Below are 26,463 nucleotides of genomic sequence, written 5' to 3' on the forward strand. Positions count from 1 at the left end.
GGTTTTGCGCGCGCCGTGGCCGTCGTGTCGGCGCCTCGGGACATGCCATGTAGGCGCAGCGCCACGAATCGGCGCAAGCGCGCGTCTTCATGGCGGACAGCGGAGCCTCGCCGTGCAGGACAACAGCGCGACCTGCGTGCGCCAACGCGGAAAGCCGCGCCGCTGTGGCATTGTTCCTCTCGCCGCGAAATGCGCGGCCAACATTCATTTCGCCCACACGGAAAGGAGCGCCCCTCATGATCAAGATCGGCATCGTCGACGACCACGCGGTCGTTCGCTCAGGCCTGAAGGCTTTCTTCTCCACCTTCGTGGATTTCCGGGTGGTCGGCGAGGCCGGCACCGGCCGCGAAGCGATCGACATGGTCCGCACCACCGAGATGGACGTGCTGGTGATGGACCTGTCCATGCCCGGCCAGAGCGGCATCGACGCGCTGGCCATGGTGCGCGCCAAGGCGCCGCAGCTGGGCGTGCTCATCCTGAGCGGCTATCCGGAGGAGCACTACGCGGTCAACCTGATCCGCCAGGGCGCATCGGGCTACCTCAACAAGGAATGCGCGCCCGAAGAAATCGCCAACGCCATCCGCACCGTGGCGCTCGGGCGCCGCTACATCTCGGCCTCGGTGGCCGAGCTGCTGGCGGGCCAGCTGGAGCGCAAGGACAGCGAGCCGCCGCACAAGCACCTGTCGGAGCGCGAGTTCCAGGTGTTCCTGAAACTGGCCAAGGGCGAATCGGTAGGCAGCATCGGCGAGGCGTTGTCGCTCTCGGTCAAGACCATCAGCACCTACCGCACGCGGCTCATGGAGAAGATGAACCTCTCCACGAACAGCGACCTCACCTACTACGCCATCAAGACGCAGCTGATCGATTGAGCATGCCGCGCGTTCTTTCAGCGTGAGGCACCGCAAGACCTTCAAGGCGATCTTCTGGACGTTCGTGCTGACGGTCGCGGCGACGCTGCTGGTGGTCAACCTCGGTGGCAGCGAGAAGAAGATCGACGAGCAGATTCGCCGCGAGTACGCGCTGCACGATGCGCAGTACCAGCGCGCCCTGGGCGTGCTGCTCGGGCCGCCCATCACGGGCGGCAACCGCTTCGAGGCGCTCTACAACGGCGACCGGATCTTTCCGCCGATGCTAGAGGCCATCCGCGGCGCCAAGCAGAGCATCACCTTCGAGACCTACATCTACTGGTCGGGCGACATCGGCCGCGAATTTGCCGATGCGCTGTCCGAGCGCGCGCGGGCCGGCGTGCCGGTGCACGTGCTGCTCGACTGGGTGGGCAGCGCCAAGGTGGACGACGATTTCATCAAGGAGATGGAATCGGCCGGCGTGCAGATCCGGCGCTTTCACAAGCCGAGCTGGTACGACATCGGCCGCATGAACAACCGCACCCACCGCAAGCTCCTGGTGGTGGACGGGCGCGTCGGCTTCACCGGCGGCGTGGGCATCGCGCCCGAATGGACGGGCCGCGCGCAGGACCCGCAGCACTGGCGCGATTCGCACTACAAGGTCGAGGGGCCGGCGGTGGCGCAGATGCAGGCGGTGTTCATGGACAACTGGATCAAGGTGTCGGGCGACGTGCTGCACGGCGAGCGCTACTTTCCGCCGCTCGCTGCGGTGGGCGAAGGCCGCGCCCAGGTGTTCAGCAGCTCGCCCTCGGGCGGCAGCGAGAGCATGCACCTGATGTACCTGCTGTCGATCGCGGCGGCCACGAAGACCATCGACCTCTCGAGCGCCTACTTCGTGCCCGACGATCTGACCGTGGGCGCGCTGGTCGCGGCCATGCAGCGCGGCGTGCGGCTTCGCATCATCACGCCCGGCCCGATCATCGATTCGCAGACCGTGCGCGCCGCATCGCGTGCCGCCTGGGGCCCGCTGCTGGAGGCCGGCGCCGAGATCAGCGAATACCAGCCGACGATGTTCCATTGCAAGGTCTTCATGGTCGATGGACTGCTGGTGTCGGTCGGCTCCACCAACTTCGACAACCGCTCGTTTCGCCTCAACGACGAAGCCAACCTCAACATCTACGACGAGGCCTTCGCCGCCGAGGAGACCGTGCAGTTCGAGGCGGACCTGAAGCAGTCGAAACGCGTCACGCTCGAAGCCTGGAAGAGCCGCCCTCTGCACGAGAAGGCGATGGAGCACCTGGCATCGGTGCTCTCGGTTCAGCTCTGAAACGAAAAACGCGGCCCGAAGGCCGCGTTTTCCTTGGGTTCACGCGTCAGCGCGTCAGCTGCGCGCCTTGGCGGCGCGTGCGGCATTGCGCAGGTCGCGGATCTGGTCGTGATTGCGTTGCGCGCCTTGCGCCTGCGTCTGCAGGATCTGGCGCACGCCGGTGGGCAGCGATTGCTTGAGCGCCTTGCGGTAGCGCGCCACGGCGGCGTCTTCGCCGCGCTCGCATTCCTCCAGGATCGACAGCTCGCTGTTCGCACCCAGCGCGCCCTTCACATGGACCCAGCCGCGGTGCATCGCGCCGGTGGTCGTGCCGCCTTCCGCGGGCTTGCCGCCGTAGGTGATGACGAGTTCCACCAGCTGGCTCGCCGCCGCCTGGCACTGCGCGGCGCGCGACGCGAAAACTTCCTTCAGGCGCCCGGTCTCGACTTCCTCCGCGCAGGTGCGAAAGCCGTATTCGCCGTCGCGGGTGTTTTCGAGCAGGTCGTTGAGCACGTCGACCACGTCGTCGTTCGAGAGCGGATCGCCTTCGGGGATCGCCATTTCTTCCTCGCGGAAATACAGACGGTCGGCGCGCTCCCACGCGGCATGCGAAGCCGGGCGGGCGCGCTCCCAGTCGAGCGACGAAGCACCGCGGCGTGCCTCCCATTCGCGTGCGAGCGAGGGCTCGACCGAGGCGAATTCATCGACTGTGGCATTGCGGCTGGACCAGCCCAGTTCGTACGCCGGGCCGTAGTCGTCGTAGGTGCGGCCCGTCTCGTAATACGGCTCGCGGTCGTAGGCGTTTTCCCAGTAGGTGCGCTCGGCGGTCGGGTTCACGCGCTCGGCCACGGCCTTGCCGCCGAGCCCGCCGACCACTGCACCGACGACGAGGCCGGCCGCCGCGCCCACCGGACCGCCGGCCGCGCCGACGGCGGCGCCCGCCACGGCGCCACCCGTGGCACCGACGCCGGTGCCGACGGGATGAGCGCCGGGCGCGCCCGAGATGGGATCGCGGTTGAGATCGTCAGGATGCAGGGTTGTGCGGTCTTTTGCCATGGATGGCTCCTTGAATGAGGGTTGAAATAAAGTCGATGCGCGATCGAACAGACTTCATCCTGCGGGCCCGAGCACGCGCGACCGTGGGGCTTGGGCCCGGCTGCTTGTAGGCGCAGTCGGGCCTCACGGGGGTCACGGGGCTCGCGGGGCTCACCCGCCCGGTGACGTCCAGCGCGCCAGGTAAGGCGCGGTCCGACTCGCCCGGGCCTTCGCCACCTCTTGCGGCGTGCCGCTCGCCACCACCTGCCCGCCCTCATCGCCCGCGCCCGGCCCCATGTCGATCACCCAGTCGCAGGCGGAGACCAGCCGCATCTCGTGCTCGACGACGATGACGGTGTTGCCGGCATCGACCAGCCCGCCCAGCTGCGTCATGAGCTTGTCCACGTCGGACGGGTGCAGGCCCGTGGTCGGCTCGTCCAGCACGTACAGCGCATCGCCGCGCTGCGAGCGCTGCAGTTCCGTCGCCAGCTTGATGCGCTGCGCCTCCCCGCCTGAGAGCTCCGTGGCCGGTTGCCCCAGCCGCAGGTAGCCCAGGCCGATGGCCGCGAGCAGCCGCAGCGGCCGTTCGATGGCGGCGTCGTCCGCGAAGAAGGCGTGCGCCTCTTCCACCGTCATGGCCAGCACGTCGGCGATGGTGCGGTCGCGCAGCGTCACCTTCAGCGTCTGTTCGTTGAAGCGCGATCCGTGGCAGGTGGGGCATGGCGCATACACGCTGGGCATGAAGAGCAGCTCGACGCTCACGAAGCCCTCGCCCTCGCAGGTCGGGCAGCGGCCCTTGGCCACGTTGAACGAGAACCGGCCGGCATCGAAGCGGCGCGCGCGGGCGGCCTTGGTGTCGGCGAAGCGCTTGCGCACATGGTCGAACAGGCCCGTGTAAGTGGCCAGGTTGGAGCGCGGGGTGCGGCCGATGGGCTTCTGGTCCACGCGCACCAGCCGGCGGATGCGTTCCATGCCGCCGGCGATGTGGCCACCGGTGCGGCCCGCGAGGCTGGGCTCGGCATCGGGCTCGTCGTCCGGCGGCGGCGCCTCGTGGCCCAGGTGCGCGGCCACGAGTTCGACCAGCGCCTGGCTCACCAGGCTGGATTTGCCCGAGCCCGAGACGCCGGTCACCGCCGTCATCACGCCGAGCGGAAACGCTACCGCGAGGCCCTGCAGGTTGTTGCGCGTGACGCCTTCCAGCGCGAGCCATGCGGCCGGTTCCCGCACGGGCCGCGACGACGCCGTGTGGGTCGCGAACAGGTACCGCGCGGTGTGCGACGCCTTCACATGGCGCAGCCCCTCGGGCGGGCCGCTGTAGAGCACGACGCCGCCCTTCTCGCCCGCATCGGGCCCCACGTCCACCAGCCAGTCGGCGCGCCGCATGAGGTCGAGGTCGTGCTCCACCACGAAGAGCGAATTGCCCGAGCGCTTGAGCGTGTCGAGCGCCACGACCAGCGCCTCGCCATCCGCGGGATGCAACCCGGCCGAGGGCTCGTCGAGCACATAGACGACGCCGAAGAGATTCGAGCGGATCTGCGTCGCCAGGCGCAGGCGCTGCAGTTCGCCGGGCGAGAGCGTCGGCGTGCTGCGGTCGAGCGAGAGGTAGCCCAGGCCCAGGTCGTTCAGCACCGTGACGCGCTCCAGCAGGTCGTGCGCGATGCGTTGCGCGGCGATGCGCTTTTCCGCCGATTGATTGGGCGTGCGGCGCACGTCGGGCGCCGCGGCATGCGCACCGCCTTTTTCGCGCAGGGCGCTCCGAGTGCCGGCGCCGCCCGACGCCGCCGGCGCCTCGCCCGCCGCCACCGGCCGCAGCACCTGCGCGAACTGCGTGAGCGGCATGCGCGCGATCTCGCCGATGTCATGCCCCGCGAAGCGCACCGACAAGGCCTCGGGCTTGAGCCGCTTGCCCTTGCAGGCCGGGCAGTCGCCGCCCACCATGAAGCGCGCGACGCGGTTCTTCATGAGCGCGCTCTGCGTGGTCGCGAAGGTGTGCAGCACGTACTTGCGCGCGCCCATGAAGGTGCCCTGGTAGCTCGGCTCCATCTTGCTGCGCACGGCCGCGCGCGTCTCGGCCGGCGTGAAGCCGGCGTACACGGGCACGGTGGGCTGCTCCTCGGTGAAGAGGATCCAGTCGCGCGTCTTCTTCGGCAAGTCGCGCCAGGGCTTGTCGACGTCGATGCCCATGGTGACGAGGATGTCGCGCAGGTTCTGGCCGTGCCAGGCGGGCGGCCACGAGGCGATGGCGCGCTCGCGGATGCTCAGGGTGTCGTCGGGCACCATCGAGCGCTCGGTCACCTCGAAGATGCGGCCCAGGCCATGGCACGTCGGGCATGCGCCTTGCGGCGTGTTGGGCGAGAAGTCTTCCGCATAGAGCATCGGCTGGCGCGGCGGATAGTCGCCGGCGCGCGAATAGAGCATGCGCAGCAGGCTCGACAGCGTGGTGACGCTGCCCACCGAGGAGCGCGTGCTCGGCGTGCCGCGCTGCTGCTGCAGGGCGACCGCGGGCGGCAACCCGTCGATGGCGTCGACCGCGGGCACGCCCACCTGGTCGATGAGCCGCCGCGCATACGGCGCGACCGATTCGAAATAGCGCCGCTGCGCCTCGGCGTAGAGCGTGCCGAAGGCCAGCGACGACTTGCCCGAGCCGGAGATGCCGCTGAACACCACGAGCGCGTCGCGCGGGATGTCGACATCGACGTTGCGCAGGTTGTGTTCGCGTGCGCCGCGGACGCGCACGAAATGATCGGTGCCGCGGGCGGATTTGCTCGCCATGTTTTTCTGCCTTTTTCTACAGACATCGGAAGCCTGCAGCGTACGACGGGTCCGCGCTGTGAGAACCGGACCACGCCGGGCGTCGGACTTCCGCGCGCCGCATCTCATACGATCCATGCCATGACGACGATGCCCGACACCGATTCGCTCGCGCTGATCGACGCCTGCACGCAGGCCTCGCTCGCGCTCCTGGAAAGCAACCTCACCCCGCACGGCATCCTGGCCGCCAGCCGCACGGAGGCCGCCGTGGCGCGGCGCTACACGCGCATCTTCGGGCGCGATGCCGCGATCTGCGTGATGGCCATGTGCGGCAGCGGCGTGCCGGCGCTGGAGCAAGGCGCGGTCGCGAGCCTCGATGCGCTCGCGGCGCAGCAGGCGGCCAACGGCCAGATTCCCAAGTACGTGGACCCCGAGGGCCAGGACGCGGACTTCTGGTACCTGGGCTGCATCGACGCCACGCTGTGGTGGCTGATCGCGGTGGACCATGTGCGCCGCCACGGCACCGTCGGTGCATCTCACTGGCAAGACGGCGTGGCCCGTGCGATCGGCTGGCTGCTCGCGCAGGAGCACCAGCACTTCCGGCTCCTGCAGCAGAACGAGGCGAGCGACTGGGCCGACATCATGCCGCGCTCGGGCTACGTGCTGTACAGCAACGCGCTCTGGTACGACGTCAAGCGCCGCTTCGCGCTCGACCATGCCGAGGAAACGCAGCACCACTTCAACCACATGTTCAATCCGTTCCAGCGCGACCTGCCCGAATACCACCGGGCGCGGCTGCTGCGGCACTACGCGCGGCGCGGGCGGCGCGACCCGGCGCTGTACCTGAGCTTCGTCAACTTCGCATTCGTCGGCAACGAGGGCGACGTGTTCGGCAACGCGCTGGCGATACAGGCCGGCCTGGCCGAACCCGAGATGGCCGGCCGCATCGTGGACACCATCGCGAACTCACGTGCCGCCGATCCGTTCCCGGTGCGGGTCGTGCTGCATCCGTTGTCGCGCCAGCACGAGCTGTGGCGGCCCTACATGGGGCGCCACCAGCAGAATGACGTGCACCAGTACCACAACGGCGGCATCTGGCCGTTCGTGGGCGGCTTCTGGGTGATGGCGCTGGCCAACGTCGGACGGCACGATCTCGCCCGAGCCGAACTCGCACGGCTCGCGCACGTCAATTCGCTCGACGACTGGCGCTTCACCGAGTGGTTCCACGGCAAGACGCTGGTGCCGATGGGCATGGCCGGGCAGAGCTGGAACGCGTCGACCTTTTTGCTCGCCCGCCGCGCGCTGGAGGGCCGCGCGGACGCGTGGTGAGGCCTCAGCCTTTCGCTGTTTCCATCTCGCGCGCCAGCACGCGCCCGGGCCGCGCGCCGGTCGGCCCGCCCTGCCACACGACCGCGCCATTGACGATCACCGCCTCGATGCCGCGCGCCGGCGCCATCGGCGATTCGTAGGTGGCGGCTTCGTCCACCGTGTCGGCATCGAAGAGGGCGAGGTCGGCGTAGGCGCCCTCTTTCAGCACGCCGCGGTCCTTGAGGCCGAAGTTCTTCGCGGTGAGGCCCGTCATCTTGTAGATCGCCGTCTCCAGAGGAAAGAGCCCGAGCAGCCGCCCGTAGTGGCCCAGCACGCGCGGAAAGCTGCCCCACAGGCGCGGATGCGGCGACGCATCGTGCGGCAGGCCGTCGGAGCCGATCATGGTCTGGTCGAACTTCAGGATGCGCTGCACATCGGCTTCGTCCAGTCGGAAGTAGATGCCGCCCGCGGGGCTCAACTGGCGGATCGCCTCGTCCTGATCCACGCCCAGCTTCCTGGCGATCACGTCGAGGTCTTGCCCCGCGTATTCGGGCATGGGCTTGGACCAACTCACGATCACGCGCGAGGAGCTCGCGGCGCGGTCGGACGAGAGGATGGTCGAGCCGGCGGTGTAGGGGTAGCAGTCCAGGCAAATGGGCTGCGTGGCCATGTTCTTCTCGATGAAGGAGAGCGCCTCCTGCGAGCGGCCATGGTTCTCGGGGCCGACCACCTTCATGTGCGAGATGACGACCTGCACGCCCACCTCGCGGCCGACGCGGAAGGTTTCCTCGAGCGAGTCGATCACGCGGTCGGCCTCGTTGCGCATGTGGGTGCAGTAGACGCCGTTGAAGTCCTTCAGCGGACGGCAGGTCTCGATGACTTCCTCGGTCGGCGCGGCGACCGCGGGCTCGTAGTAGAGGCCCGTGGAAACTCCGATGGCGCCGGCCTCCAGCGCCTCCTGCACCAGCGCGCGCATGCGCACGATCTGTTCGTCGGTGGCCGGCAGCGCGAGGTCGTCCAGCGTCGCGACGCGCAAGGTGGTGTGCCCCACGAGCAGCGCGCAGTTGGTGGCCGCGGGCTTGGCGCGCAGCTCGGCGATGTACGAGGCGAAGGTGGGAAAGGAGAACCAGCCGCCCTCCTCGTCCAGCAGGTTCAGGGGCGGCGTGACCGGCTGCGTGATGCCGCCCGGCATCGGCGCGAGCGAAATGCCGCAGTTGCCCGCGATCACCGTGGTGATGCCCTGGCTCACCTTGGGCGCCATGTCGGGATTCGACAGCATGAGGCGGTCGTCGTGCGTGTGCGCATCGATGAAGCCGGGCGCGGCGATGCGCCCCGCCCGGTCGATTTCCACTTCGCCGTGCGCGGCGGAGAGATCGCCGATGCGGGCGATGCGGTCGCCGCGGATGCCGATGTCGCCCGCATAGCGGGGCGCGCCGGTGCCGTCGACGATGCTGGCGTTGCGGATGAGAAGGTCGAATTTTTCTTGCATCGGGTACCTTGAATGCCTCGGATTGAAGAGAGAGTTAAAGCAGCGCGCCGCGCGCGGCGATCGGCCACAGGGCCTCCACCCGCCCGCCGCGCACGCAGACCAGTTCGTCGTAGAGATTGACGGTCGGATCGCAATGGCCGGGCACCAGCATCAACGGGTCGCCCAGGGACAGCGCCGCGGCATCGGGCGTGGCCAGCACGCCGTGCTCGTCGGCGGCCTTCAGGTAGCGCAGCTCGGGGCGCTGCCAGACGGTGGGCATGCCTGAATCGACGCTGGAGGCCTTCAGGCCAGCGTCCACCACGGCGCGCTCGGGCGTAGTGCGGCTCAACACGGTGGTGCGCACGAACAGCGCGTGCTCGAACGCGATGTCGCCCTCGCCGCGCCGGTTGTCGCCGTAGTCGCGGTCCATGAAGACGTAGGAGCCGGCCTGGATCTCGTTGAACACGCCCGAATCGCGCTCGTGGGGGAAGCTGCCGGTGCCCGCGCCGGTGACGCGCTCGACCGCGATGCCGCAGGCCTCGATGGCGGCGCGGGTGGTGCGCGCGGCTTCCACGGCGCCGGCGATGGCGGCGGCGCGCTCCTCGGGGGCGCGCAGGTGCTGGGCCGGCCCGTGGTAGCAGTGCAGGCCCATGAAGCGCAACTGCGGCGCGCCGTCCGCGACCTGCAGCGCGAGCCGCACGGCCTCTTCGCCGGGCGCGACGCCGCAGCGGTTGGCGCCGACGTTGACTTCGACGTACACGTCCAACGTGACGCCCTCGGCTTGAGCGATGGCACTCAGCGCTTCGACCTGCTGCGGGTGATCCACCAGCACGCCCATGCGCGCCTTGCGGGCCAGCGCGGCCAGGTGCCGCAGCTTGGTCTCGCCCATCACCTGGTTGGTGACCAGCACGTCGGCGATGCCGGCTTCCACGAACACCGCGGCTTCGCTGACCTTCTGGCAGCAGATGCCGGCCGCGCCCAGCGCGATCTGGCGCAGGGCGATCTCGGGCGTCTTGTGGCACTTGGCATGGGCGCGCAGGCGCACGCCGCTGCCGCGCAACGCCTCGGCCATGCGCGCGAGGTTGCGCTCGAACGCATCGAGGTCGAGCACGAGCGCGGGGGTATCGATGGCGCCGACGGGGTCGCCGGGCCTTGCGGCTTTCCAGGGGGTCATGGGGAGCGTGCTCTCAATCGGTTCAATCGGTTCAATCGATCTTGGCGCCCGAGTCCTTGATGATCCTTGCCCACTTGACCGTCTCGCGCCGCGAGAGCTCCAGGAACTGGTCTGCCGTCGCGAAATCGGTCTCCGCGCCCAGCAGCCGGAAGCGCTCGCGCAGGCCGGGGTTAGCCAGCGCGGTGCGGATCTCGGCATTGAGCTTGGCCACCACCTCCTTGGGCATGCGCGCCGGGCCGATGATGCCGCCCCAGGCCTCCACCTCGAAGCCGGGCACGCCGGCCTCGGCGATGGTCGGAACGTCCGGGTACGTGGACGAACGCTGGCGCGACGAGATGCCCAGCGCCCTCACCTTGCCCGACTGCGCGAGCGGGCCCGAGACGGGCGTGTTGACCATCATCAACTGCACGCCGCCGCCGATGAGGTCGGTCACCGCGGCCGTCGCGGCCTTGTAGGGCACGTGCAGCATGTTGGTGCCCGTCATTGACTTGAAGAGCTCCACGCCCAGGTGCGCGGTGGTGCCGTTGCCGTCGGACGCGAAGGCGAGCTTGCCGGGGTTCTTCTTCGCGTAGGCGATGAGCTCGGTGACGCTCTTCACCGGCAGTTCGTTGTTGACGATCATGAGGTTCGACAGGCGCAGCGTGTTGGCGACCAGCGTCAGGTCTTTCTCGACGTCGTAGGGCACGTTGGGCAAGAGCGACCGGTTGGTGGCCAGCGAGACGATGTTGCCGTAGGCCAGCGTGTAGCCATCGGGCGCGGCATGCACCAGGTCCATGGTGCCGATCGTGTAGGAGCCGCCGGGCTTGTTGTCGATCACGATGGGCACGCCCATCTGCTGCGAGAGCTGCGCGCCGAGCGCGCGCATCAGCGAATCGGGCGCGCCGCCGGGCGCCGAAGGCACGATCAGGCGGATCGCCTTGTCGGGATAGGCCGCGGCGGCCGGCAGCGAGACCACCGCCATCGCGGCGACGAAGAGAGCACACAGCAAGGCACGTGGACGCATGGCAGAGAACTCCGGCAGTAAGGAATCGGTGCGCCGATGATCGGTTCGCGGGTCGCGTTGGACAACCCACGTTTTCTGGGTTTAGCATGCGCTTTCCTCATGCACGGTGGCGGTGCTCTCAGGGTTACCACCAGAGGGCGCATGCACCAGACTTGTTCTTTTCTCATGAACCAGCACGTTCGCGCCCCTTCGACGATGTCCTTGATGTGCCTGGAGGCAAGCGCGCGGCTGCGCTCCTTCACGGCGGCCGCGCAGGAGCTGCGCCTCACGCAGGGCGCGGTGAGCCGCCAGGTGCAGACGCTGGAAGACCGGCTCGGCGTGAAGCTCTTCACGCGGCGGCGCGAGGCGCTGGCGTTGACGGACGCGGGCCGCTATTACCTGGGCGAAGTGGCACCGCTGCTGCAGCGGCTGGAGCGCGCCACGGCCAACGTGATGGCGCTCAAGGGGCGCGGCGGCGAACTGTCGCTGTCGTGCGGCGCCTCGGTCGGCAGCTACTGGCTGATTCCGCGGCTACCGGAGTTCACGCGCGACCACGGCGAGATCACGCTGAACCTGGGCACGCGCGTGGGGCCGGTGGATTTCAGCGCGACGCCGGCCGATGCATCGCTCGAATTCGGCGACGGCAAGCGGCCGGGCCTGCACAGCGAATTCGTGCTGCCGCTGGACCTCTCGCCCTACGCCGCGCCCGCGTGGATCGCCGCGCATGGCAAGACGGTCGATGCGAGCACGCCGCGCTCGGCGCTGATCCACCACCAGACGCTGCCCGGCGCGTGGGACGAGTGGTTCGCGCGCGAAGGCATCGCGGCCGAAGCGGGCCGCGAGGGACCGCGCTACGACATCATGTCGATGGCACTCAACGCCTCGCTCGCGGGCATGGGCGTGGCGCTGCTGCCGCCGTACATGAGCGACGAGTCGGTGGCCTCGGGGCGGCTCAGGCGGCTGTCGCGGCGCAAGTGGCGCTATGCCAAGGGCTACTACCTCGTGTACCCGGAGGAGTCGGCGCAGATGCAGTCGCTGCAGGTGTTCAGGCAATGGCTGCTGGCGCAGGCGAACGACGCCTGACCGCCGCGCCCTAGAGCATCTGCACCGTCACCTGCGACATGCCCCGCAGGTGGCGCGGGCCCAGGCGCGCATCGTTGGCGGAGATCAGGCACAGCGTGCCCAGGTGCGGCTCGAGCGGCCCCGCGTTCTTCTCGTACAGCACCAGCACCTTCTCGCCGATCGTGCTGTTGTAGAGCTCGTTCCAGCTGAAGACGGCTTCGTAGCCGTCGTCTCCGCGCACGCGGACGATGCAGCGCTTGAGTTCGGGGCGCGGCCGCTCCGACAGGCCGCACTGGTCGAGCACATCGATGAGCCGGGCTCCGGCGTAGCTGTCCACCTGCGCGACCGCGCGGCCCGAGAAGCACAGGACCTGCGTGGGGCCCAGCGCGTGTCGGCCCAGCTGCACGAGGTCGTCGATGGTGAAGACGCGGGGCCTGGGAACGGCGCCCAGGATCTTCAGCGGCTCGGTGTCTGCAACGATGGGAATGCTTGCAATGGCTTGGGCGTTCATGGTCGCTCCCGGTCTTGAACAAATGCGACGGCGATCGCGACATCCATCTGCCGCGGCGGTTTCTCGAAGGGCGCGCCGGCGAGCGCGGCGCGCATCGCGCTCTCGTCGAGCACAGGGTATCCGCTGCTCTTCTGCACCGCGAGCGAGCCGGACAGGATGCTGCCGCTCTCGGTGAGGGTGAAGCGGATCGTCGGCGCGCCGACATAGCCCGCCTCGCGCGCCTCGGCCGGATAGACCAGCTTGCCCTGGATCGCCTTTTTCAGGCTCGCTAGGTATTTGCGCAAGGCATCGGCATCGGTATTGCGTGCGCGCACGGTTTGCTGCGTGCGTTCTTCCTCGGCGCCGGTGGCTGGGGGTGGCGCGACAGCCGCCTGCGCGGGTGGATCGGGTGGGCTCGGGACGGACGCCTCGGCCGGTGGCGCCACCTGCACCGGGCTGGGCGCGGCCTGACGTGCCACGACGGGCCGCTCGCGCGCCTCTTTCCTTGCAGCAGGCCTTGGCGGCGGCGCCGCGGGCTGCGCTCGCGGTGGCTCGGCCACGGCGGTTTTTTCCGGCGGCGAAGGCTGCCCGGCGAGCTGCTGTTCGCTCTGTCGGTTGCTCACCAGCCCCAGCAGATCGACCCGCAGCTGCTCGTGCCGCGGAGGTTTCGCCGCGACCCGGTCGCCCATCAGCCACGGCAGCACGATCACCGCATGCAGCAGCACCGAAATGCCGAGGCCGACCGCGAACACAAGACGCAATCGCCGCTCAGGCAAGGCGCCGATGGCCGTCACTTCGTGCCCACCTCGGTCTGCACGGCCACCCGGGCGAAGCCCAGTTGCTTCAACACATCGGCCACGTCGATGAAGCGCTGCAACTGCACCGTCCGGTCGGCGCGCAGCAGGAAGGCGGTCTGCCTGTCCACGGCGGCGAGCCTTGTCTTCAGCGCGTCGGCGTTCACGGTCTCGCCGCTGAAGTGAATGGCGCCCGCCGCATCGATGACGATGGTCTGCGTTTGCGAGGTGTCGGACGGGCTTGCGCTGGCCTGCGGCAGGTTCACCGGAATGCGCCCGCTCGCGATGAAGCTCGAGGTCGTCAGCACGATGGTGAGCAGCACCAGCATGATGTCCACGAACGGGAGCATGTTCATGCTGTCAATCGGCTTTTCGGTCACGCGCGATCTCCCATTCGAGGATCAACACCTGCACCTTGCGCAGCAGCGTGTTGTAGAGCACCACCGAAACCAGCGCCACCGCCAGCCCCACCGCAGTGGCCTTGAGCGCGAGCGCCAGGCCCACCATGATCTTGCCGGTGTCGATGGAGGCGTCCTGCCCCATGTTGTAGAAGGTCAGCATGATGCCGAACACCGTGCCCAGGAGGCCCAGGTACGGCGCGTTGCTCGCCACCGAGGCGATGACGAAGAGCTTGCGCGTGAGGGCGAGCTCCAGCGACTTGATGTCGCGGATGGCGTGCGTGTCGATGCGGCCGTAGAGCCAGGCGCGCTCGATGCCGATGGCCACGACCACCACGCTCAGCACCACCAGGAGGCCGATGACGCCGTAGTCGATGGCGCCGGCGAGCCAGTTCGTGTTCATTGGTTTTTTTCCTTCTCGATCTTCTTCAGAAAACGACGCCGGCCTGCACCAGCACGCGGGTGCGGCCGTCGCGCGCGACTTCGTCCGGCCGCGACCCGACAGCGCGCGCGACCTGCACCCGCCCGAACAGCGCGCCGTAGCGCGCCTGGTAGCCCACGCCCACGTCCGACAGGCGCGCGCCATTGCGCGCGGCGGTGTAGGCGGCGTTCTGCAGCCACGCGCGGCCGAGGTCTGCGAACACGCCCACCGAATGCGTGAGCCCTTCGGGCGCGGGCAATGCATAGCGCAACTCCGCGTTGAGCAGGTAGCCGTTGTCGCCGCTCACCCACTCGCGGTACGCCTTCACGCCGTTGGGGCCCGAGATGCTCATCTGCTCGCTGCCGTCGAGGTTCTTGTTGCGTAGCGCCTTTTGCATGCTCAGCGCGGCGCTGGCGGTCCAGCCCTTGGCGACTTCCATGTTCGCGGCGAGCCGCATGTTGAGATGGGCGAAGGTGCCCGCGGTGTCGGCGCCGGCCTTGTTGGCGGCCTGCTGCACGGGGTCGGCGATGTCCAGATGACCGTAGCTGAGCCCGGCACTGACGCTCGTGTAGCCCGGCCGGCCCAGCAGGTCGCCCCAGCGTTCGTGCTGCACGCCGAAGGTGGCGACCTTGGCGGTCTTGTTGTCGACGTTCTCGGCCACGCCGATCTCGTCGCGCAAGCGCCGGTTCGCGAGATTCAGGCTCAGCGACAGGTTCTGCTCACGGGTGCGCAGCAACGGATAGCTGAAGGTGGCCTCCGCGGTGCGCGCCCTGCCCTTGGCCTCCAGGTCGCTGTAGTCGCCGCCCAGGTGGTAGGTCGTGCGCCCGGCGGCCAGCTCCAGGCGCAGGCCGCTGGCGGTCAATGGAAAGCTGTAGGCCAGCCTGCCGTTGTCCAGGCCGCCGCCTTCGGTGCCCATGAGGTTGAGGCTCAGCTTGTCGGCGATGCCGAAGGGCGAGTTGATGTCCAGCCCCGCGCTCAACCGGTTCTTGCCGGTGTAGCGCGAGCCCTGGTTGTCGCCCAGCACATAGCCGGTGAAGTGCTTGCTCTCGCCCACGTCGACATCGAAGTCCGATGTGCCCGGTGCGTCGCCCGGTGAGATGGTCAGGCGCGGCAATGCGGCGCCGGGCATGTCGCCGACGAGCAGCATCGCGCGCTCCAGGTCCGCGCGGGAGACGGCCTGCCCTGCTTGCAGCGGCGCGAATACATCGCCCAGCGTGCCGTCGCGCACCAGCGAGCGGTTCTTGAGCGTGAGCTTGCCGTAGATGCCCACGAGGACACGGATCACCAGCGTGCCCGCGCTCGCGTCCTGCCGCGGCACATAGGCCCGCGCCACGAGGTAGCCGCGGCTGCGGTACAGCGCCGTGATCTTGCCGGCGGCCTGCTCGATCTCGGCCATCGACAGCGCGCGGCCGCGGTACGGCGCGAGCGCGGCCTGCAGCTCCTCGGACGGAATGGCGTCGGCGCCTTCGACCCTGAATTCGCGGACCGCGAGCGTTTCGCCGGCGGGCAGGTTCATCGGCCGCTCGGGCTCTTCGACGATCACCGGCGCGGGCGGCTGGCTCGGGGCCGGCGGACGCGGGGGCTGCGCCTCTCTGAGCGCATCACCGATGCCGTAGCTGGGCACCGGCTGGACCTGGGCATGGCTCGCGGCGGCGAATGTGCAGAGCACGGAGAAAGCGGCAAGCGCTGGATGCACTCGGCGTGAAGACGAGGCGGGACGGACTGGGTTCATGTCGCAACGGGAACGAAGAGAGAGGGCCAGAGGAAGAGGAGTGAGAGGCGGAATCGGCGAAGGCGCCCCGCAAGGGGGCGAGCGACCTCACCGCGGCGTCGATGGCTGCGCGGCGGGCGCCTTGCTGTCTTCGTCCTCCAGCTCGAAGACCTTGCCGTCGATCTCGATGCGCTGGATGTTGGCGGAGAAGTTGCGCTTGTCGGCGAAGACGATGTTCTCTGCCAGCAAGGCGGCCCGTTGCGTGAGGCCCGCGGTCATCTGGGCGGCGGGGCGTTCGGGTTGGCGCTGGGCGTCCGCGGTGGCGGCTGCTGCGAGGCGGGTGCCGGCATCGGCGCGAGCCTGCAACGCTGCGGCCTGGGCGGCGGCTTGCGCTGCGGCGATGGCGGCGGCCTGCGCATCGGCTGAAGCCTGCGCCGCGGCCTGGGCCGACGCCTGTGCGGCCGCGGTTGCCGCCGCCTCTGCCGCAGCCTGGGCAGCCGCCGCGCGGGCGGCCGCTTCCGCTGCGGCCCGGGCCGCGGCTTCGGCTGCCGCTTCGGCCGCTGCGTCGCGGTAAGTGCTGTTGGTGATGCTGCCCGTGCCCGTGTGGCTGCCGACCAGCTCCGCGGTGCCGCTGCCGCCGGTGACCGTTCCGGTCGCATGCGAGTTGTCGATGTCGCCGCCCTGCATGCGGCCCACCAGACCGCCGGTGAAGTCGAAGTCCGTGCCGCCCGTCACGTTGCCGCTGGCGCGCGAGTTGGAGATCGTGCCGCCGTCCATCTGGCCGACGAGGCCGCCGGCCGCGTAGGAGCCGGTCACGTTACCGCTGGCGTAGGAGTCGGTGATGGTGCCCTGGTTGCCGCCCACCAGACCGCCCGCGGTTTCGCCCGAGGCATTGCCGGAGGCATGAGAGCCGGAGATGGTGCCGCTGTTCGAGCCGACCAGGCCGCCCACGCCGCTGCCGACTCCGCCCCTCACGTCACCGGTCGCGTAGGAGTCGGTGATGCTTGCGCCGTTGCCGCCGCTGTTCCCGACCAGGCCGCCGGCAATTCCGCTGGAAGTCGTCACCGCGCCGGTCGCATGCGAGCCCGAGATGCTGCCCCCGCTGTTGAAGCCCACCAGCCCACCATAGCTCTCGGCGCCAGCCAGGACGACCGGCCCGCCGGTCACGTTGCCGGTGGCGTAGGAGTCGACGATGCGGCCGCTCATGTTGCTGCCCACCAGACCACCCACGTTGCCCTGTCCGCCCGTGACGTTGCCCGTGGCGTAGCTGTTGGTCACAACGGCGTCGGGGCCGTTGTTGAGGCCGGTCAAGCCGCCGACGGAACTCGAGTTGTCCGATACCGACACGTTGCCCGTGGCATGGGAGTCGGCGATGGTGCCGTTGATGTTGCCGCCGACCAGCCCGCCGATGTTTCCGTTCTGCATGCCGGAGTTGGGGTCGCTGAAAACCGACACGTCGCCGCTGGCACTGGAGCGAAGAATCTTGTAGGTGCCGCCCTGGTTCCGGCCTACCAGCCCGCCGATGTAGCTGAAGGAACCGAAGGCGCCCGTGTAGCGGGAGGACCCCGTCACCGTGGCGCTGGAATAGGAGTCCGAGATGATGCCGTTGCCGCTGATGGGCTCGAACGTGACCGGGTCGAAGGTGCTTCCGTTGTAGCCCACCATCCCGCCCACGTTGACGACGCCCTGCACCGTCCCCGTCACGAAGGCTTGGCTGATGCTGCCGCCGAAGTTCTCCCCGACCAGCCCGCCGACCCGGCCGTAGCCGCTGACGTCGACGCCGACCAGGCCGATGTCGCGGATCGCGCTACCGACCTGAGCCGTGCCGATCAGGCCGACGGGTGTCTGCATGAAGTCGTTGTGCACGGGCTCCAGGATCGTCAGGTTGCTGATCGTGTGACCCAGCCCCGCGAGAGTGCCCGATAGTTTGGACACCACCGTGTTGCTGTACGTCTTGCCCGATGCATCGAGATTGCCCGCGAGCGCATAGCGCCCCGCCGCGACACCGCCCGTGTCGTCGATCGCCTCCAGATCGCTCATGCTGTGGATCAGCGTGTAGGCCTGCCCGTTCATCGCCAGGCTCGCATTGGCGCCGCTCAGCGTGACCGATGCGCCCTGCGTCGTGTCGATGCGGTAGTCCCCTCCGAAGTTCAGGTTCAACCCCGCGCGCATGCCGGTGGCCGTGATCGGCGCGTTGATGCGCACATCGTTGGCCGCGGTCAACGTGAGCGCAGTGTCGGCCGACCAGTTCACGGCCTGGTTGACGTCGATGTGGCCGCCGGCGCCACTTGCACCCGTCGATGCGATCGCCACGTTGGTGTTGCCCAGCTGCGCGCCGAGCTGGGCGCCGCTGATGTTCGCGCCCGCGCCGACGGTGAAGCCGTCGGAGGCCAGCGTCCACATGCCGGTGTTGCCGTTCGCGGACCTGGTGGTGATGGTGGCGTCGTCCGCCACCCTGACGCTGCGGCCCGCGGTCGCGATGGTTCCGCCGTCGCCGCTCACGGGTGCCGAGGCATCCAGCGTTCCGCCCACGTTGGCCGTGCCGCCGTCCGCGCGCAGCGTGATGCTGCCCTTCAGATCGTCCACCGTGCGCGCCTGCACGATGCCGGTGTTGTTCACCTGGCTGCCCAGCAGCAGGTTGGCCGCGTTCGCGGTGAGGATCACCGTGCCGCCGTCGGCCTGGATCGCGCCCTTGTTCTCGACCAGCGCGGCCCACGTGCCTTCGTCGATGCTGACGTTCACCAGCGAATCGCCATTGAAGTTCAGGCTGATCCTGTTGCCGCTGCCCAGCGCCACCGTGCCCTTGGTCGCGACGATCACGCCCTGGTTCGACACCGATGGGCCGAGCAGCGCGACATACCCGCCGCTCGCCGAGGTCAGCGTGCCCATGTTGATGACCGATCCGCTACCGCCATTGCCGCTGAACGCATAGCGTCCGGCGTTGAAGTCCGCATCGCTGATGTCCAGCGTGCTGGCCACGAGGCCGGCGGTGTTCACGCTGCTGCCGCGGTTGAAAAGCACGCCGTTCGAGTTGATGAGAAAGACCTTGCCGTTGGCGTTCAACACGCCGTCGATCACGCTGCGCTCGTTGCCGACGACGCGGTTGAGCGTGATCGCCGAGGCATTGGGCTGGATGAAGTTGACGGTCTCTCCGGCGCCGATGCCGAAGCCCTGCCAGTTGATGGTCGCGCGCTGCGTGCTCTGGTCGACGCGGGTCACGCTGCCCGCCTGGCCGATGGCGGCAGCGCCGCTGGTGACCACGCCGCCCTGCGGCGCGGCCATTCCCATCGATGAATGAAGCAACACATAAATGGCTGCGCATACTTTTGAATTCAATCGCGGGCAGCGGCTTCTGGATTTATTCGTGACCTGCTTCATTCGTTCACCTGTCTCGTTATATTTCTGAGAGTATAGCGACCGTGATTTTTTACGTGCTGTCCGGATGCGTTTTTGAATAGCAATACCCTGCAATTCAATGCCGATGCATTACCCGCATGCTATGCAATCTATATACAAACCGATATAGCGCGAAAGACTCACACCCGTCATTCATCCAATTCATCGAGGAGATACCGTGAGAAAGTTTTCGATCAAGAAAATCGCGCTGGGCGTTTCTGCATCCGCGCTGATGCTGGGCTCGTCCGCGACGTGGGCGCAGTCCATCAACGTGGCCGTGGCCGCGAATTTCCAGGGGGCAATGGTCCAGCTGGTCAATGCCTTCGGCGCTTCCGGCCTGCCGTTCTCGGGCAGCAGCTTCACCGTGACCTACGGCGCGACGGGCGATTTCCAGACCGCCATCGGCACCGCGCTCTCGGCACCCGGCGGCACCACGCCGTATGACCTGTTCTTTGCGGCGGACGACACCACGCCGGCCGCCCTGCGCGCGGCTTATTCCGGCGTGGTACAGGTGCCGTTCCGCTATGCCGAAGGTAAATTGATCCTGTGGTCCAAATACGGCCCGAACGTGAGCACGAGCGGCTCGAGCGGCTTCACCAATCCGGCGAGCTATGCCTATGCGAACGGCCAGGTGGCGATCGCGAACCCGACCACCGCGCCGTACGGCACGGCGGCGCAGCAGGTGCTCGGCCGCGTCAACAGCATCACTTATCCGGGCGGTGCCTACGACGCCAAGTTCGCGCAATACACGACCATCGGGACCACTTACACGGCGGTGAATGCGAGCACCGGTGCGACCAGCTATCCCAACGTCGGGTTCGTCGCCAAGTCGCAGGTGTGCAACGGCTCGGGCGCCGTGCGCTCGCTCACGGGCACGTACTTCGAATACACGCCCGCCACGGTGAACGGCAACCCGCCGCATGACCGCCTGCTGCAGGACGCCGCGGCGATCCGCGGCCGGCCCGGCTCGACCAATGCGGCGGTCGATGCCTTCATCGCCTACGTGGGCAGCACGGCCGGCCGCACGATCATCCAGAACAACTGCTACATCCTCTAAAGACCAGAGGCGAAAGCAGCGTCATGAGCCACACCTGTCGAGCCATCCGGTCAAACGAATTGGCAAAGACAGTGTGTGTGCTTCACGGCGACAGCGCCGGCTGGCCGGCCGCGCCGGATGTGCAGATCAGTCGGTGCCGACCATCACGCTCGAGGCCTTGATCACCGCGTAGGCCGCACCGCCTTCGGTGAGGTTGAGCGATTGTGCGGAGCTGCTGGTGATGGTGGAGACGACCTGCACGCCGGGTGCGATTTCCAGCGTGACCTCGGTCGTCACCGGACCGCGGACGATGGAGACGACCTTGCCGGACAGGACATTGCGGGCGCTGATTTTCATGGGGGCTCCTTGGGATTGAAGGCGCGAGTCTATCGAGCGCGCTCATCCGTGGCGGGGGCAGATCGGGCTGCTGGAGGCACCGGCCTCGCCCGCGTCTTCGACCGGCGGACCCGAGAACGCCGCGGCGAACGACGCGATGCCGGCGCTGCGCAGCGGCAGATAGCGCACCTGCTGGCGCGTGCACAGGCGCTTGAGGTTGTCGACCGATTCGTGGTCGATGCAGTCGACCGGAAAAACCACCACCTCCGCCCACGAGACCGCGGCCGCCAGGAGGCCGCTGCGATCTTCGAGTGCGCCGCCATGCCGGCGGAGTTCGCCGCCGTGCCGCTGCACCAGGTCGCGGATCGCCGGCGCGGAACTGGGCCGGCCGCCGACGTAGAGAATGCGCCGGCCCTGCAGTTGCTGGTCGAGGCAGGCGTTGGACGCGCCCTCGCCCGCATGCATCTTCAGCTGCGTCTCGGCCGCGCCGAGCTCGCGGCCGAGCGCCACCGCGTGTGCGCGCAGGTGCTCGAGCTCCTCGGTGAGCCGCGCCACTTCGGTGGCCGCAAAGGCCGAGGCCTGTTCGGCGCGCTCGCGCCGTTCGGTTTGCACCGCGATCAGGACCGCGGCTTTCTCGGATTCTTCGAGGCGAGCCTTCGTCGGGACCGTGGCGGTCGGCGCCGCGTTCGCCCTCGAAGCCTCGATCAGTTCCAGTTTCAAGTGCGCGATGCGCCTGTCGCGCTCCTCGATCAGCTCCTGCGAGCGCAACTGATGCCGGTCCAGCCGGTCGCGCAACTCGACGTTGTCATGCTCCAGCGCGGCGAGACGGCGGATGTCGGCGCGGTTGGCGGCGCCCACCAGGTGCGACAGCATGTGGATGTCGCCGAAGGCCCGGTTGCGCAGCTCGGGCGTGCCCTTGCGGTGCATGAGCACGGCCCAGTAAGAGCCCGGAATCTCGCCCTGGTGCAGCGCTTCTTCCCAGTACGCAGTGAGCGCCTGAGCGTCGTGCAGGCTCGACAGGCGCTGGATGGTGGCGGCATGCCGATGGTCCAGCGCCTTTTGCAACGCTTTGGAGACGATGGCGTTCTGCGTGGCCAGCCGCACCGCTTCGTGATGGATGTGCAGGTCGCTCGCGCCCTGCACGTCCGCAAAGCGCGCGATGAGCTTGCGCAGCTCGGCGGTGGTCAGGCAGGTGCCGATCACCGAGCAATAGAAGTTCGTGTCCAGGTCCGAGAGACGGACGCGGCCGCTCGGCGCCTCGTCGCCGCCTTCCGGTGGTTCGCAACAGCCCGCGACGTGCTGCAGCGCGGGGCCGTCGGGTGTCGCGGGGGCCGTATTGGCCGAGGCCAGGCGTCTGAAAGGCGGGTTTAGCATCTTCGCAATATACGACGCGACATAGCGTATGCCAAGTCAACCTCAATCGAAGGCGAATGCTCCTCTATAAAAAACCGAGATCAGCAATACGCTATATTTTTCAGGATATTTCGCGCCCGATGAGTTCCACTGGCCGGACGTGGAAGGCCGCGCGCGGCCCGACATCGCCGCCGGCGAATCGGACCGGCTGGGGCACTGAAACCGGTCAACCGGCGAGCGTCTCCACCCGCAGCGTCGTCACCGCGCCGGCCACCGCCGCGCTTGCTTGCAGCGCGTGCACGGCCAGGTCGATTTCGCCCTGCGGCGCCGGGCCCGTGAGCACCAGGACCTGCGGCCCCGTCTTCTCCTGCGCGGCCAACACGACTTGCTGCACCGGAATGCGCCGTGCCGCAAAGAATGCCGCGACCGCTTCGATCTGGTTCGCCGCATGCACCGGAACCCGCAGGTAGTGCGAGGTGTGCACCGCAGCGCGCGGCAGCGCCTTCAGTTGGCTCATCGCGTGCGCGTGAAAACCCAGATGCGGCACGCGCTGCGCCGCATGCGTGCCATCGAGCCGCGCCATGTCCACGAGGTCGGCGATCACGGCCGAGGCGGTCTGCTCCGAGCCGGCGCCCGCACCGTAGTACATCGTCACGCCCGACGCGTCGCCCTTGACCATGATGCCGTTCATCGATCCGTTCACATGCGCCATCAGGTGCGCGGCCGGCACGAGCGCGGGCTGCACGCGCAGCTCGACGCCCTCCTCCCGCCGCCGCGCGATGCCCAGCAGCTTGATGCGGTAGCCCAGTTGCTCGGCGCAGGCGACGTCCACGCCTTGCAGCGCGGTGATGCCCTCCACCTGCACATCGGCAAAACGCACCGGCGTGCCGAAGGCATTGGCGGCGAGCAGCGTGAGCTTGTGCGCGGCGTCGATGCCCTCGATGTCGAAGGCCGGGTCGGCCTCGGCGTAGCCCAGGGCTTGCGCCTGCGCAAGCGCTCCAGCGAAGTCCAGGCCTTCGTCGCGCATCTTGCTCAGGATGAAATTGGTGGTGCCGTTGATGATGCCCGCGACCCATTCGATGCGGTTGGCGGTGAGCCCTTCGCGCAGCGCCTTGATGATGGGGATGCTGACCGCCACCGCGCCTTCGTACGCCACCGCCACGCCGTGCTGCCGGGCGGCCGCGAAGATCTCGGCGCCGTGCTCGGCCAGCAGCGCCTTGTTGGCCGTGACCACATGCTTGCCGTGCGCGATGGCTGCGAGCACCCAGTCGCGCGCGGGGCCCGTGCCGCCGGCCACTTCGACCAGCACGTCGATGTCGGGGTGCGTGGCGACGTGCATCGGGTCATCGGTCAGGGGGATGCCATCGCCCACGATGCCGGCCGCCCGCGGCAGGTTGCGCGCGGCCACCATCGCCACCTCGATCCCTCGCCCTGCCCGGCCGGCGATCTCGGCCTGGTTGCGGGCCAGCACGCGGAAGGTACCCGAGCCCACGGTGCCGATGCCGATCATGCCCACGCGCAGCGGGCGCATGGCCGCGGGAACACCGGCAAGGGGCTGGAGGGACAGGACTGGATCGCGGTACATGGGACTTCTCCGAACGAAGGAACAAACAAAAAACCCAGCTGCCAGAGCTGGGTTTCATTCGTTCGGGGAGAAGAGCGATTCACCAGGTGGCTGCCGGAACGGCCACCTGCGCGTGCTCAGGTGGCCGCGGAGGTAATGGAGGTAATCATTCGTGCACCCATTGCCTGCGGGAATGCAGGCGGCATCATCCGGCCCATGCGGGCAGCGGCGGATGCGGTGTGGAGTGGGAGGCACGACATGGAGCGCGGAGTGTACAGGAGCCCTGCGGGCACTGGCGACAGGCGCCGTCGATCGGGGCACACTAAGCCATGGACAAGCACTTCCTGACCCCGCTCTTCGCGCCGGCCTCGGCCGTGGCCTTCGTCGGCAATGCCAGCGACCCCGGCGGCCAGACCGCAGCGGGCCGCGTGCTGCGCGAGGCCTTTCGCGCCAACCGCTTCGACGGCACGCTGCGCTTTCTCGACGTGCGCACCAAGGGCACGCTCGAAGAACTCTCGCAGACGCATGCCGACCTCGCCCTCATCGCGCTCGCGCCGCAGGACGTGGCGGCCGCTCTCGAGATCGCCGGCCGCATCGGCTGCAAGGCCGCGGTGGTCATCTCCAACGGCATCGCGCCGGAACAGGCCGCCCAGTGGCGCAAGATCGCGCGCCGCGAAGGGGTGCACCTGCTCGGGCCGAATTCGCTGGGCTTCCAGCGCCCGCTGCTGCACCTGAACGCGAGCGTCGCGGGGCCATTGGCCAAGGCCGGGCCGCTCGCGCTGGTGTCGCAATCGGGTGCGCTCACCGCCTCGATGCTCGACTGGGCGCGGCAGAACGGCGTGGGCTTTTCCAGCGTGGTGTCGCTGGGCCCACACACCTCGGTAGACATTCCGCAGGTGCTCGACTTCCTGGCCAACGACCAGGCCACGCACAGCATCATCGTGTACCTGGAAGGCATCTCTGACGCGCGCCGCTTCATGAGCGCGCTGCGTTCGGCCTCGCATGCCAAGCCGGTGGTGGTGCTCAAGGCCGGGCGCAAGCCCGCCGGCAACGCGGCGGCGCAGACGCACAGCGCGGCCATCGTGGGCAGCGACGACGTGTTCGATGCCGCGCTGCGCCGCGCGGGCGCCGTGCGGGTGCGCTCCTTCGTCGAGCTTTTCTCTGCGGCCAAGTGCCTGGCTTCGCGCTACCGGCCCGTGGGCAAGCGGCTCGCGGTGGTCACCAACGGTGGCGGCCCCGGCGTGCTGGCGGCCGACTGGATCAACGAGATCGGCCTCGATCTGGGCAAGCTCTCCGCGCCCGCGCAGAAGCTGCTGCAGCCCGCGCTGCCGCCGCTCGCGTCGCTCACGGACCTGATCGACCTCTCCGAAGACGCCACGCCCGCGCACTTTCGCGCCGCGATCGACACCGCCTCGGCCGACAGCCAGGTCGATGGCGTGCTGGCCATCTTCTCGCCCAAGGCCGGCGTCGATGCGGCCGCCACGGCGCGCGCGCTGGCCGACATCCCGCGCCCCATGAACAAGCCGCTGCTCGCCTGCTGGATGGGCGACGCCTCCGTCGGACCCGCGCGCAGCGTGCTGGCCGAAGCCACCATCCCGAGCTTTCGCACGCCCGAGGCGGCCGTGGGTGCGTTCGGCAACATCGCGGCCTTCTATCAAAACCAGCAGTTGCTGCAGCAGACGCCGCCGCCGCTCTCCGCGCTCGCCAAGCCCGACATCGAAGGCGCGCGCCTGATCATCGAAAGCGTGCTGGCCGAGCGGCGCAAGGTGCTGACGGAAATGGAGTCGAAGTCGCTGCTGTCGTGCTTCCACATTCCGATCACGCGCACCCTGCTTGCGCGCAGCGCCAACGAGGCCATGATGATCGCCACGCAGCTGGGCTTTCCGGTGGCGCTGAAGATCGATTCGCCCGACATCAGCCACAAGTCCGACGTCGAAGGCGTGGCGCTCAACGTGCTCAACGGCACCAGCGCGCGCGACACCTACGTGGAAATGATGGAGCGCGTGGCCCGCCTCGCGCCCGAGGCGCGCATCAATGGCGTGACCGTGCAGAAGATGGTGAAGGCGCGGCGCGGCCGCGAGATCTACGTGGGCCTGGTGACCGACGAGCCCTTCGGCCCGGTCATCGTGTTCGGCGCGGGCGGCACCATGATCGAGCTCATGAACGACCGCGCGATGGAGCTGCCGCCGCTCAACCAGTTTCTCGCGCACCGCCTCATCGAACGCTCGCGCGTGGCCCAGACGCTGGGCGAATGGCGCGGCGCCCATCCGGTGAACATGGAGGCGCTCGAAGACGTGTTGCTGCGCGTGTCGGAAATGGTGTGCGAGCTGCCCGAGCTGCGCGAGATGGACATCAACCCCATCATCGTGGACGAGCACGGCGCGGTGTCGGTCGATGCGCGCATCGTGGTGGACAGCAGCCCTCAGGCGGTGGCAGGCCACGTGGGCAGCGGCTACCAGCACCTGGCCATCATGCCGTACCCCGCGCGCTACCGGCGCGAATGGCCGCTTCCCGGCACGGGCGGCGACCTCTACACCGTGCGGCCGGTGCATCCGAACGACGCGCAGATGCTGCAGGCGCTGGTGCAGGGTCTCTCGCCCGAGAGCCGGTGGTTCCGCTTCGTCTCGCGCTTCCACGAACTGCCGCCCTCGATGCTCTCGCGCTTCACGCTGATCGACTACGACCGCGAGATGGCGCTGGTGGCCGTGGTGATGGAGCGCAGCAACGCGCCCGACGGCACCATCCTGGACAGCGAGCGCATCGTGGGCGTGTCGCGCTACGTCACCAACCCCGACCAGACCAGCTGCGAGTTCTCGCTGGTGGTGGCCGACGAGTTCAGCGGCAAGGGCATCGGCTCGCGGCTGCTCGAAAGCATCATCGACGTCGCGCGCGACCGGGGCCTGGCGGAAGTCGACGGGCTCGTGCTCGCCAACAACCCCGACATGCTCAAGCTGGTGCGCCGCATCGGCTTCACCGTGAAGTCGTTCCCCGAAGATCCGGACTTCAAGCTGGTGACCTACCAGCTGTAGGTCA

Annotated in this window: 20 protein-coding genes; 6 read left to right on the forward strand and 14 right to left on the reverse strand. The window is 68.6% G+C overall.

The features are described 5' to 3' along the window. Positions 1–236 precede the first annotated feature (236 nt). Together ACZYRS_RS18060 and ACZYRS_RS18065 are read left to right on the forward strand one after the other, a co-directional pair. Positions 237–869 (forward strand): response regulator, encoded by a 633-nt coding sequence (locus ACZYRS_RS18060; protein ID WP_042581246.1) that lies wholly within the window; start codon positions 237–239, stop codon positions 867–869. 22 nt (positions 870–891) lie between these two features. After that, a complete protein-coding gene (locus tag ACZYRS_RS18065) occupies positions 892–2,172 on the forward strand; it encodes a phospholipase D-like domain-containing protein (protein ID WP_463420350.1) in 1,281 nt (426 codons plus the stop codon). A gap of 54 nt (positions 2,173–2,226) precedes the next feature. Here ACZYRS_RS18065 and ACZYRS_RS18070 read toward each other — a convergent pair whose 3' ends face one another. Both ACZYRS_RS18070 and ACZYRS_RS18075 read right to left on the reverse strand, forming a co-directional pair. Beyond that, the gene (locus ACZYRS_RS18070; RefSeq protein ID WP_463420351.1) at positions 2,227–3,207 is read right to left on the reverse strand and encodes a ferritin-like domain-containing protein; all 981 of its coding nucleotides are present in this window, start codon (positions 3,205–3,207) and stop codon (positions 2,227–2,229) included. A 150-nt stretch (positions 3,208–3,357) separates the two neighbouring features. Further along, a complete protein-coding gene (locus ACZYRS_RS18075; protein WP_463420352.1) occupies positions 3,358–5,958 on the reverse strand; it encodes an excinuclease ABC subunit UvrA in 2,601 nt (866 codons plus the stop codon). Between the two features lie 120 nt (positions 5,959–6,078). On the opposite strand from ACZYRS_RS18075, the gene ACZYRS_RS18080 reads away from it, so the two are divergent. Continuing rightward, positions 6,079–7,266 (forward strand): amylo-alpha-1,6-glucosidase, encoded by a 1,188-nt coding sequence (locus ACZYRS_RS18080; RefSeq protein WP_463420353.1) that lies wholly within the window; start codon positions 6,079–6,081, stop codon positions 7,264–7,266. 4 nt (positions 7,267–7,270) lie between these two features. On the opposite strand, the gene ACZYRS_RS18085 is transcribed toward ACZYRS_RS18080, so the two are convergent. Genes ACZYRS_RS18085 through ACZYRS_RS18095 form a run of 3 tightly spaced genes read right to left on the reverse strand, consistent with a single transcriptional unit; the run spans position 7,271 to position 10,890 of the window. Continuing rightward, positions 7,271–8,734 carry an N-acyl-D-amino-acid deacylase family protein gene (locus ACZYRS_RS18085; RefSeq protein ID WP_463420354.1) on the reverse strand — a complete coding sequence of 488 codons (1,464 nt, stop codon included), beginning with the start codon at positions 8,732–8,734 and terminating at the stop codon, positions 7,271–7,273. A 34-nt stretch (positions 8,735–8,768) separates the two neighbouring features. Further along, a complete protein-coding gene (locus tag ACZYRS_RS18090; protein ID WP_463420355.1) occupies positions 8,769–9,887 on the reverse strand; it encodes a DSD1 family PLP-dependent enzyme in 1,119 nt (372 codons plus the stop codon). A 31-nt stretch (positions 9,888–9,918) separates the two neighbouring features. Next, positions 9,919–10,890 (reverse strand): Bug family tripartite tricarboxylate transporter substrate binding protein, encoded by a 972-nt coding sequence (locus ACZYRS_RS18095; RefSeq protein WP_198783889.1) that lies wholly within the window; start codon positions 10,888–10,890, stop codon positions 9,919–9,921. A 165-nt stretch (positions 10,891–11,055) separates the two neighbouring features. Between ACZYRS_RS18095 and ACZYRS_RS18100 the strand changes: the two genes are divergently transcribed. Further along, on the forward strand, positions 11,056–11,952 hold the full coding sequence (locus ACZYRS_RS18100; protein ID WP_233101477.1) for a LysR substrate-binding domain-containing protein: 897 nt from the start codon (positions 11,056–11,058) through the stop codon (positions 11,950–11,952). 10 nt (positions 11,953–11,962) lie between these two features. Here ACZYRS_RS18100 and ACZYRS_RS18105 read toward each other — a convergent pair whose 3' ends face one another. The 6 genes from ACZYRS_RS18105 to ACZYRS_RS18130 all read right to left on the reverse strand — a co-directional run bounded on the left by ACZYRS_RS18105 (position 11,963) and on the right by ACZYRS_RS18130 (position 19,027). Beyond that, positions 11,963–12,442 carry a molybdopterin-binding protein gene (locus tag ACZYRS_RS18105; protein WP_463420356.1) on the reverse strand — a complete coding sequence of 160 codons (480 nt, stop codon included), beginning with the start codon at positions 12,440–12,442 and terminating at the stop codon, positions 11,963–11,965. After that, entirely contained in the window at positions 12,439–13,215 is a 777-nt protein-coding gene (locus tag ACZYRS_RS18110; RefSeq protein ID WP_463420357.1) for a TonB family protein, read from the reverse strand. Before ACZYRS_RS18110 ends, ACZYRS_RS18105 begins: the two co-directional genes overlap by 4 nt. Then, on the reverse strand, positions 13,212–13,571 hold the full coding sequence (locus tag ACZYRS_RS18115; protein ID WP_463420358.1) for an ExbD/TolR family protein: 360 nt from the start codon (positions 13,569–13,571) through the stop codon (positions 13,212–13,214). Before ACZYRS_RS18115 ends, ACZYRS_RS18110 begins: the two co-directional genes overlap by 4 nt. A 4-nt stretch (positions 13,572–13,575) precedes the next feature. Beyond that, on the reverse strand, positions 13,576–14,016 hold the full coding sequence (exbB, locus tag ACZYRS_RS18120; RefSeq protein WP_198783893.1) for a TonB-system energizer ExbB: 441 nt from the start codon (positions 14,014–14,016) through the stop codon (positions 13,576–13,578). Positions 14,017–14,041: 25 nt separating this feature from the next. Beyond that, a complete protein-coding gene (locus ACZYRS_RS18125) occupies positions 14,042–15,703 on the reverse strand; it encodes a ShlB/FhaC/HecB family hemolysin secretion/activation protein (protein WP_463420359.1) in 1,662 nt (553 codons plus the stop codon). A gap of 150 nt (positions 15,704–15,853) precedes the next feature. Then, positions 15,854–19,027 (reverse strand): GLUG motif-containing protein, encoded by a 3,174-nt coding sequence (locus ACZYRS_RS18130; RefSeq protein ID WP_463420360.1) that lies wholly within the window; start codon positions 19,025–19,027, stop codon positions 15,854–15,856. A 292-nt stretch (positions 19,028–19,319) separates the two neighbouring features. Between ACZYRS_RS18130 and ACZYRS_RS18135 the strand changes: the two genes are divergently transcribed. Further along, entirely contained in the window at positions 19,320–20,198 is an 879-nt protein-coding gene (locus ACZYRS_RS18135) for a substrate-binding domain-containing protein (RefSeq protein ID WP_463420361.1), read from the forward strand. A gap of 126 nt (positions 20,199–20,324) precedes the next feature. Here the strand turns inward: ACZYRS_RS18135 and ACZYRS_RS18140 are convergent, their stop codons facing one another. From ACZYRS_RS18140 to ACZYRS_RS18150, 3 genes are all read right to left on the reverse strand, one after another. Beyond that, positions 20,325–20,534: a TOBE domain-containing protein gene (locus tag ACZYRS_RS18140; protein WP_198783897.1), complete on the reverse strand. Its 210-nt coding sequence runs from the start codon at positions 20,532–20,534 to the stop codon at positions 20,325–20,327. A gap of 42 nt (positions 20,535–20,576) precedes the next feature. Next, entirely contained in the window at positions 20,577–21,887 is a 1,311-nt protein-coding gene (locus ACZYRS_RS18145; RefSeq protein WP_463420362.1) for a DUF2325 domain-containing protein, read from the reverse strand. A gap of 205 nt (positions 21,888–22,092) precedes the next feature. Next, positions 22,093–23,451 (reverse strand): homoserine dehydrogenase, encoded by a 1,359-nt coding sequence (locus tag ACZYRS_RS18150; protein WP_463420363.1) that lies wholly within the window; start codon positions 23,449–23,451, stop codon positions 22,093–22,095. A gap of 308 nt (positions 23,452–23,759) precedes the next feature. Here ACZYRS_RS18150 and ACZYRS_RS18155 point away from each other — a divergent pair, with 308 nt between their 5' ends. Further along, complete coding sequence (locus ACZYRS_RS18155; RefSeq protein WP_463420364.1) at positions 23,760–26,459, forward strand: bifunctional acetate--CoA ligase family protein/GNAT family N-acetyltransferase; 2,700 nt, start codon at positions 23,760–23,762, stop codon at positions 26,457–26,459. The last annotated feature ends 4 nt before the right edge of the window (positions 26,460–26,463 follow it).

This window comes from Variovorax sp. AC194 (genome assembly GCF_979257995.1).

Excerpts from the sequence above, each read along its gene's own strand:
- ACZYRS_RS18140 (WP_198783897.1), bottom strand. The coding sequence starts at position 20,534 with ATGAAAATCAGCGCCCGCAATGTCCTGTCCGGCAAGGTCGTCTCCATC.
- ACZYRS_RS18060 (WP_042581246.1), top strand. The coding sequence starts at position 237 with ATGATCAAGATCGGCATCGTCGACGACCACGCGGTCGTTCGCTCAGGC.
- ACZYRS_RS18145 (WP_463420362.1), bottom strand. The coding sequence starts at position 21,887 with ATGCTAAACCCGCCTTTCAGACGCCTGGCCTCGGCCAATACGGCCCCC.
- ACZYRS_RS18075 (WP_463420352.1), bottom strand. The coding sequence starts at position 5,958 with ATGGCGAGCAAATCCGCCCGCGGCACCGATCATTTCGTGCGCGTCCGC.
- ACZYRS_RS18155 (WP_463420364.1), top strand. The coding sequence starts at position 23,760 with ATGGACAAGCACTTCCTGACCCCGCTCTTCGCGCCGGCCTCGGCCGTG.
- ACZYRS_RS18100 (WP_233101477.1), top strand. The coding sequence starts at position 11,056 with ATGAACCAGCACGTTCGCGCCCCTTCGACGATGTCCTTGATGTGCCTG.
- ACZYRS_RS18095 (WP_198783889.1), bottom strand. The coding sequence starts at position 10,890 with ATGCGTCCACGTGCCTTGCTGTGTGCTCTCTTCGTCGCCGCGATGGCG.
- ACZYRS_RS18090 (WP_463420355.1), bottom strand. The coding sequence starts at position 9,887 with ATGACCCCCTGGAAAGCCGCAAGGCCCGGCGACCCCGTCGGCGCCATC.
- ACZYRS_RS18080 (WP_463420353.1), top strand. The coding sequence starts at position 6,079 with ATGACGACGATGCCCGACACCGATTCGCTCGCGCTGATCGACGCCTGC.
- ACZYRS_RS18115 (WP_463420358.1), bottom strand. The coding sequence starts at position 13,571 with ATGAACATGCTCCCGTTCGTGGACATCATGCTGGTGCTGCTCACCATC.
- ACZYRS_RS18085 (WP_463420354.1), bottom strand. The coding sequence starts at position 8,734 with ATGCAAGAAAAATTCGACCTTCTCATCCGCAACGCCAGCATCGTCGAC.
- ACZYRS_RS18070 (WP_463420351.1), bottom strand. The coding sequence starts at position 3,207 with ATGGCAAAAGACCGCACAACCCTGCATCCTGACGATCTCAACCGCGAT.
- ACZYRS_RS18130 (WP_463420360.1), bottom strand. The coding sequence starts at position 19,027 with ATGGCCGCGCCGCAGGGCGGCGTGGTCACCAGCGGCGCTGCCGCCATC.
- exbB (WP_198783893.1), bottom strand. The coding sequence starts at position 14,016 with ATGAACACGAACTGGCTCGCCGGCGCCATCGACTACGGCGTCATCGGC.
- ACZYRS_RS18150 (WP_463420363.1), bottom strand. The coding sequence starts at position 23,451 with ATGTACCGCGATCCAGTCCTGTCCCTCCAGCCCCTTGCCGGTGTTCCC.
- ACZYRS_RS18105 (WP_463420356.1), bottom strand. The coding sequence starts at position 12,442 with ATGAACGCCCAAGCCATTGCAAGCATTCCCATCGTTGCAGACACCGAG.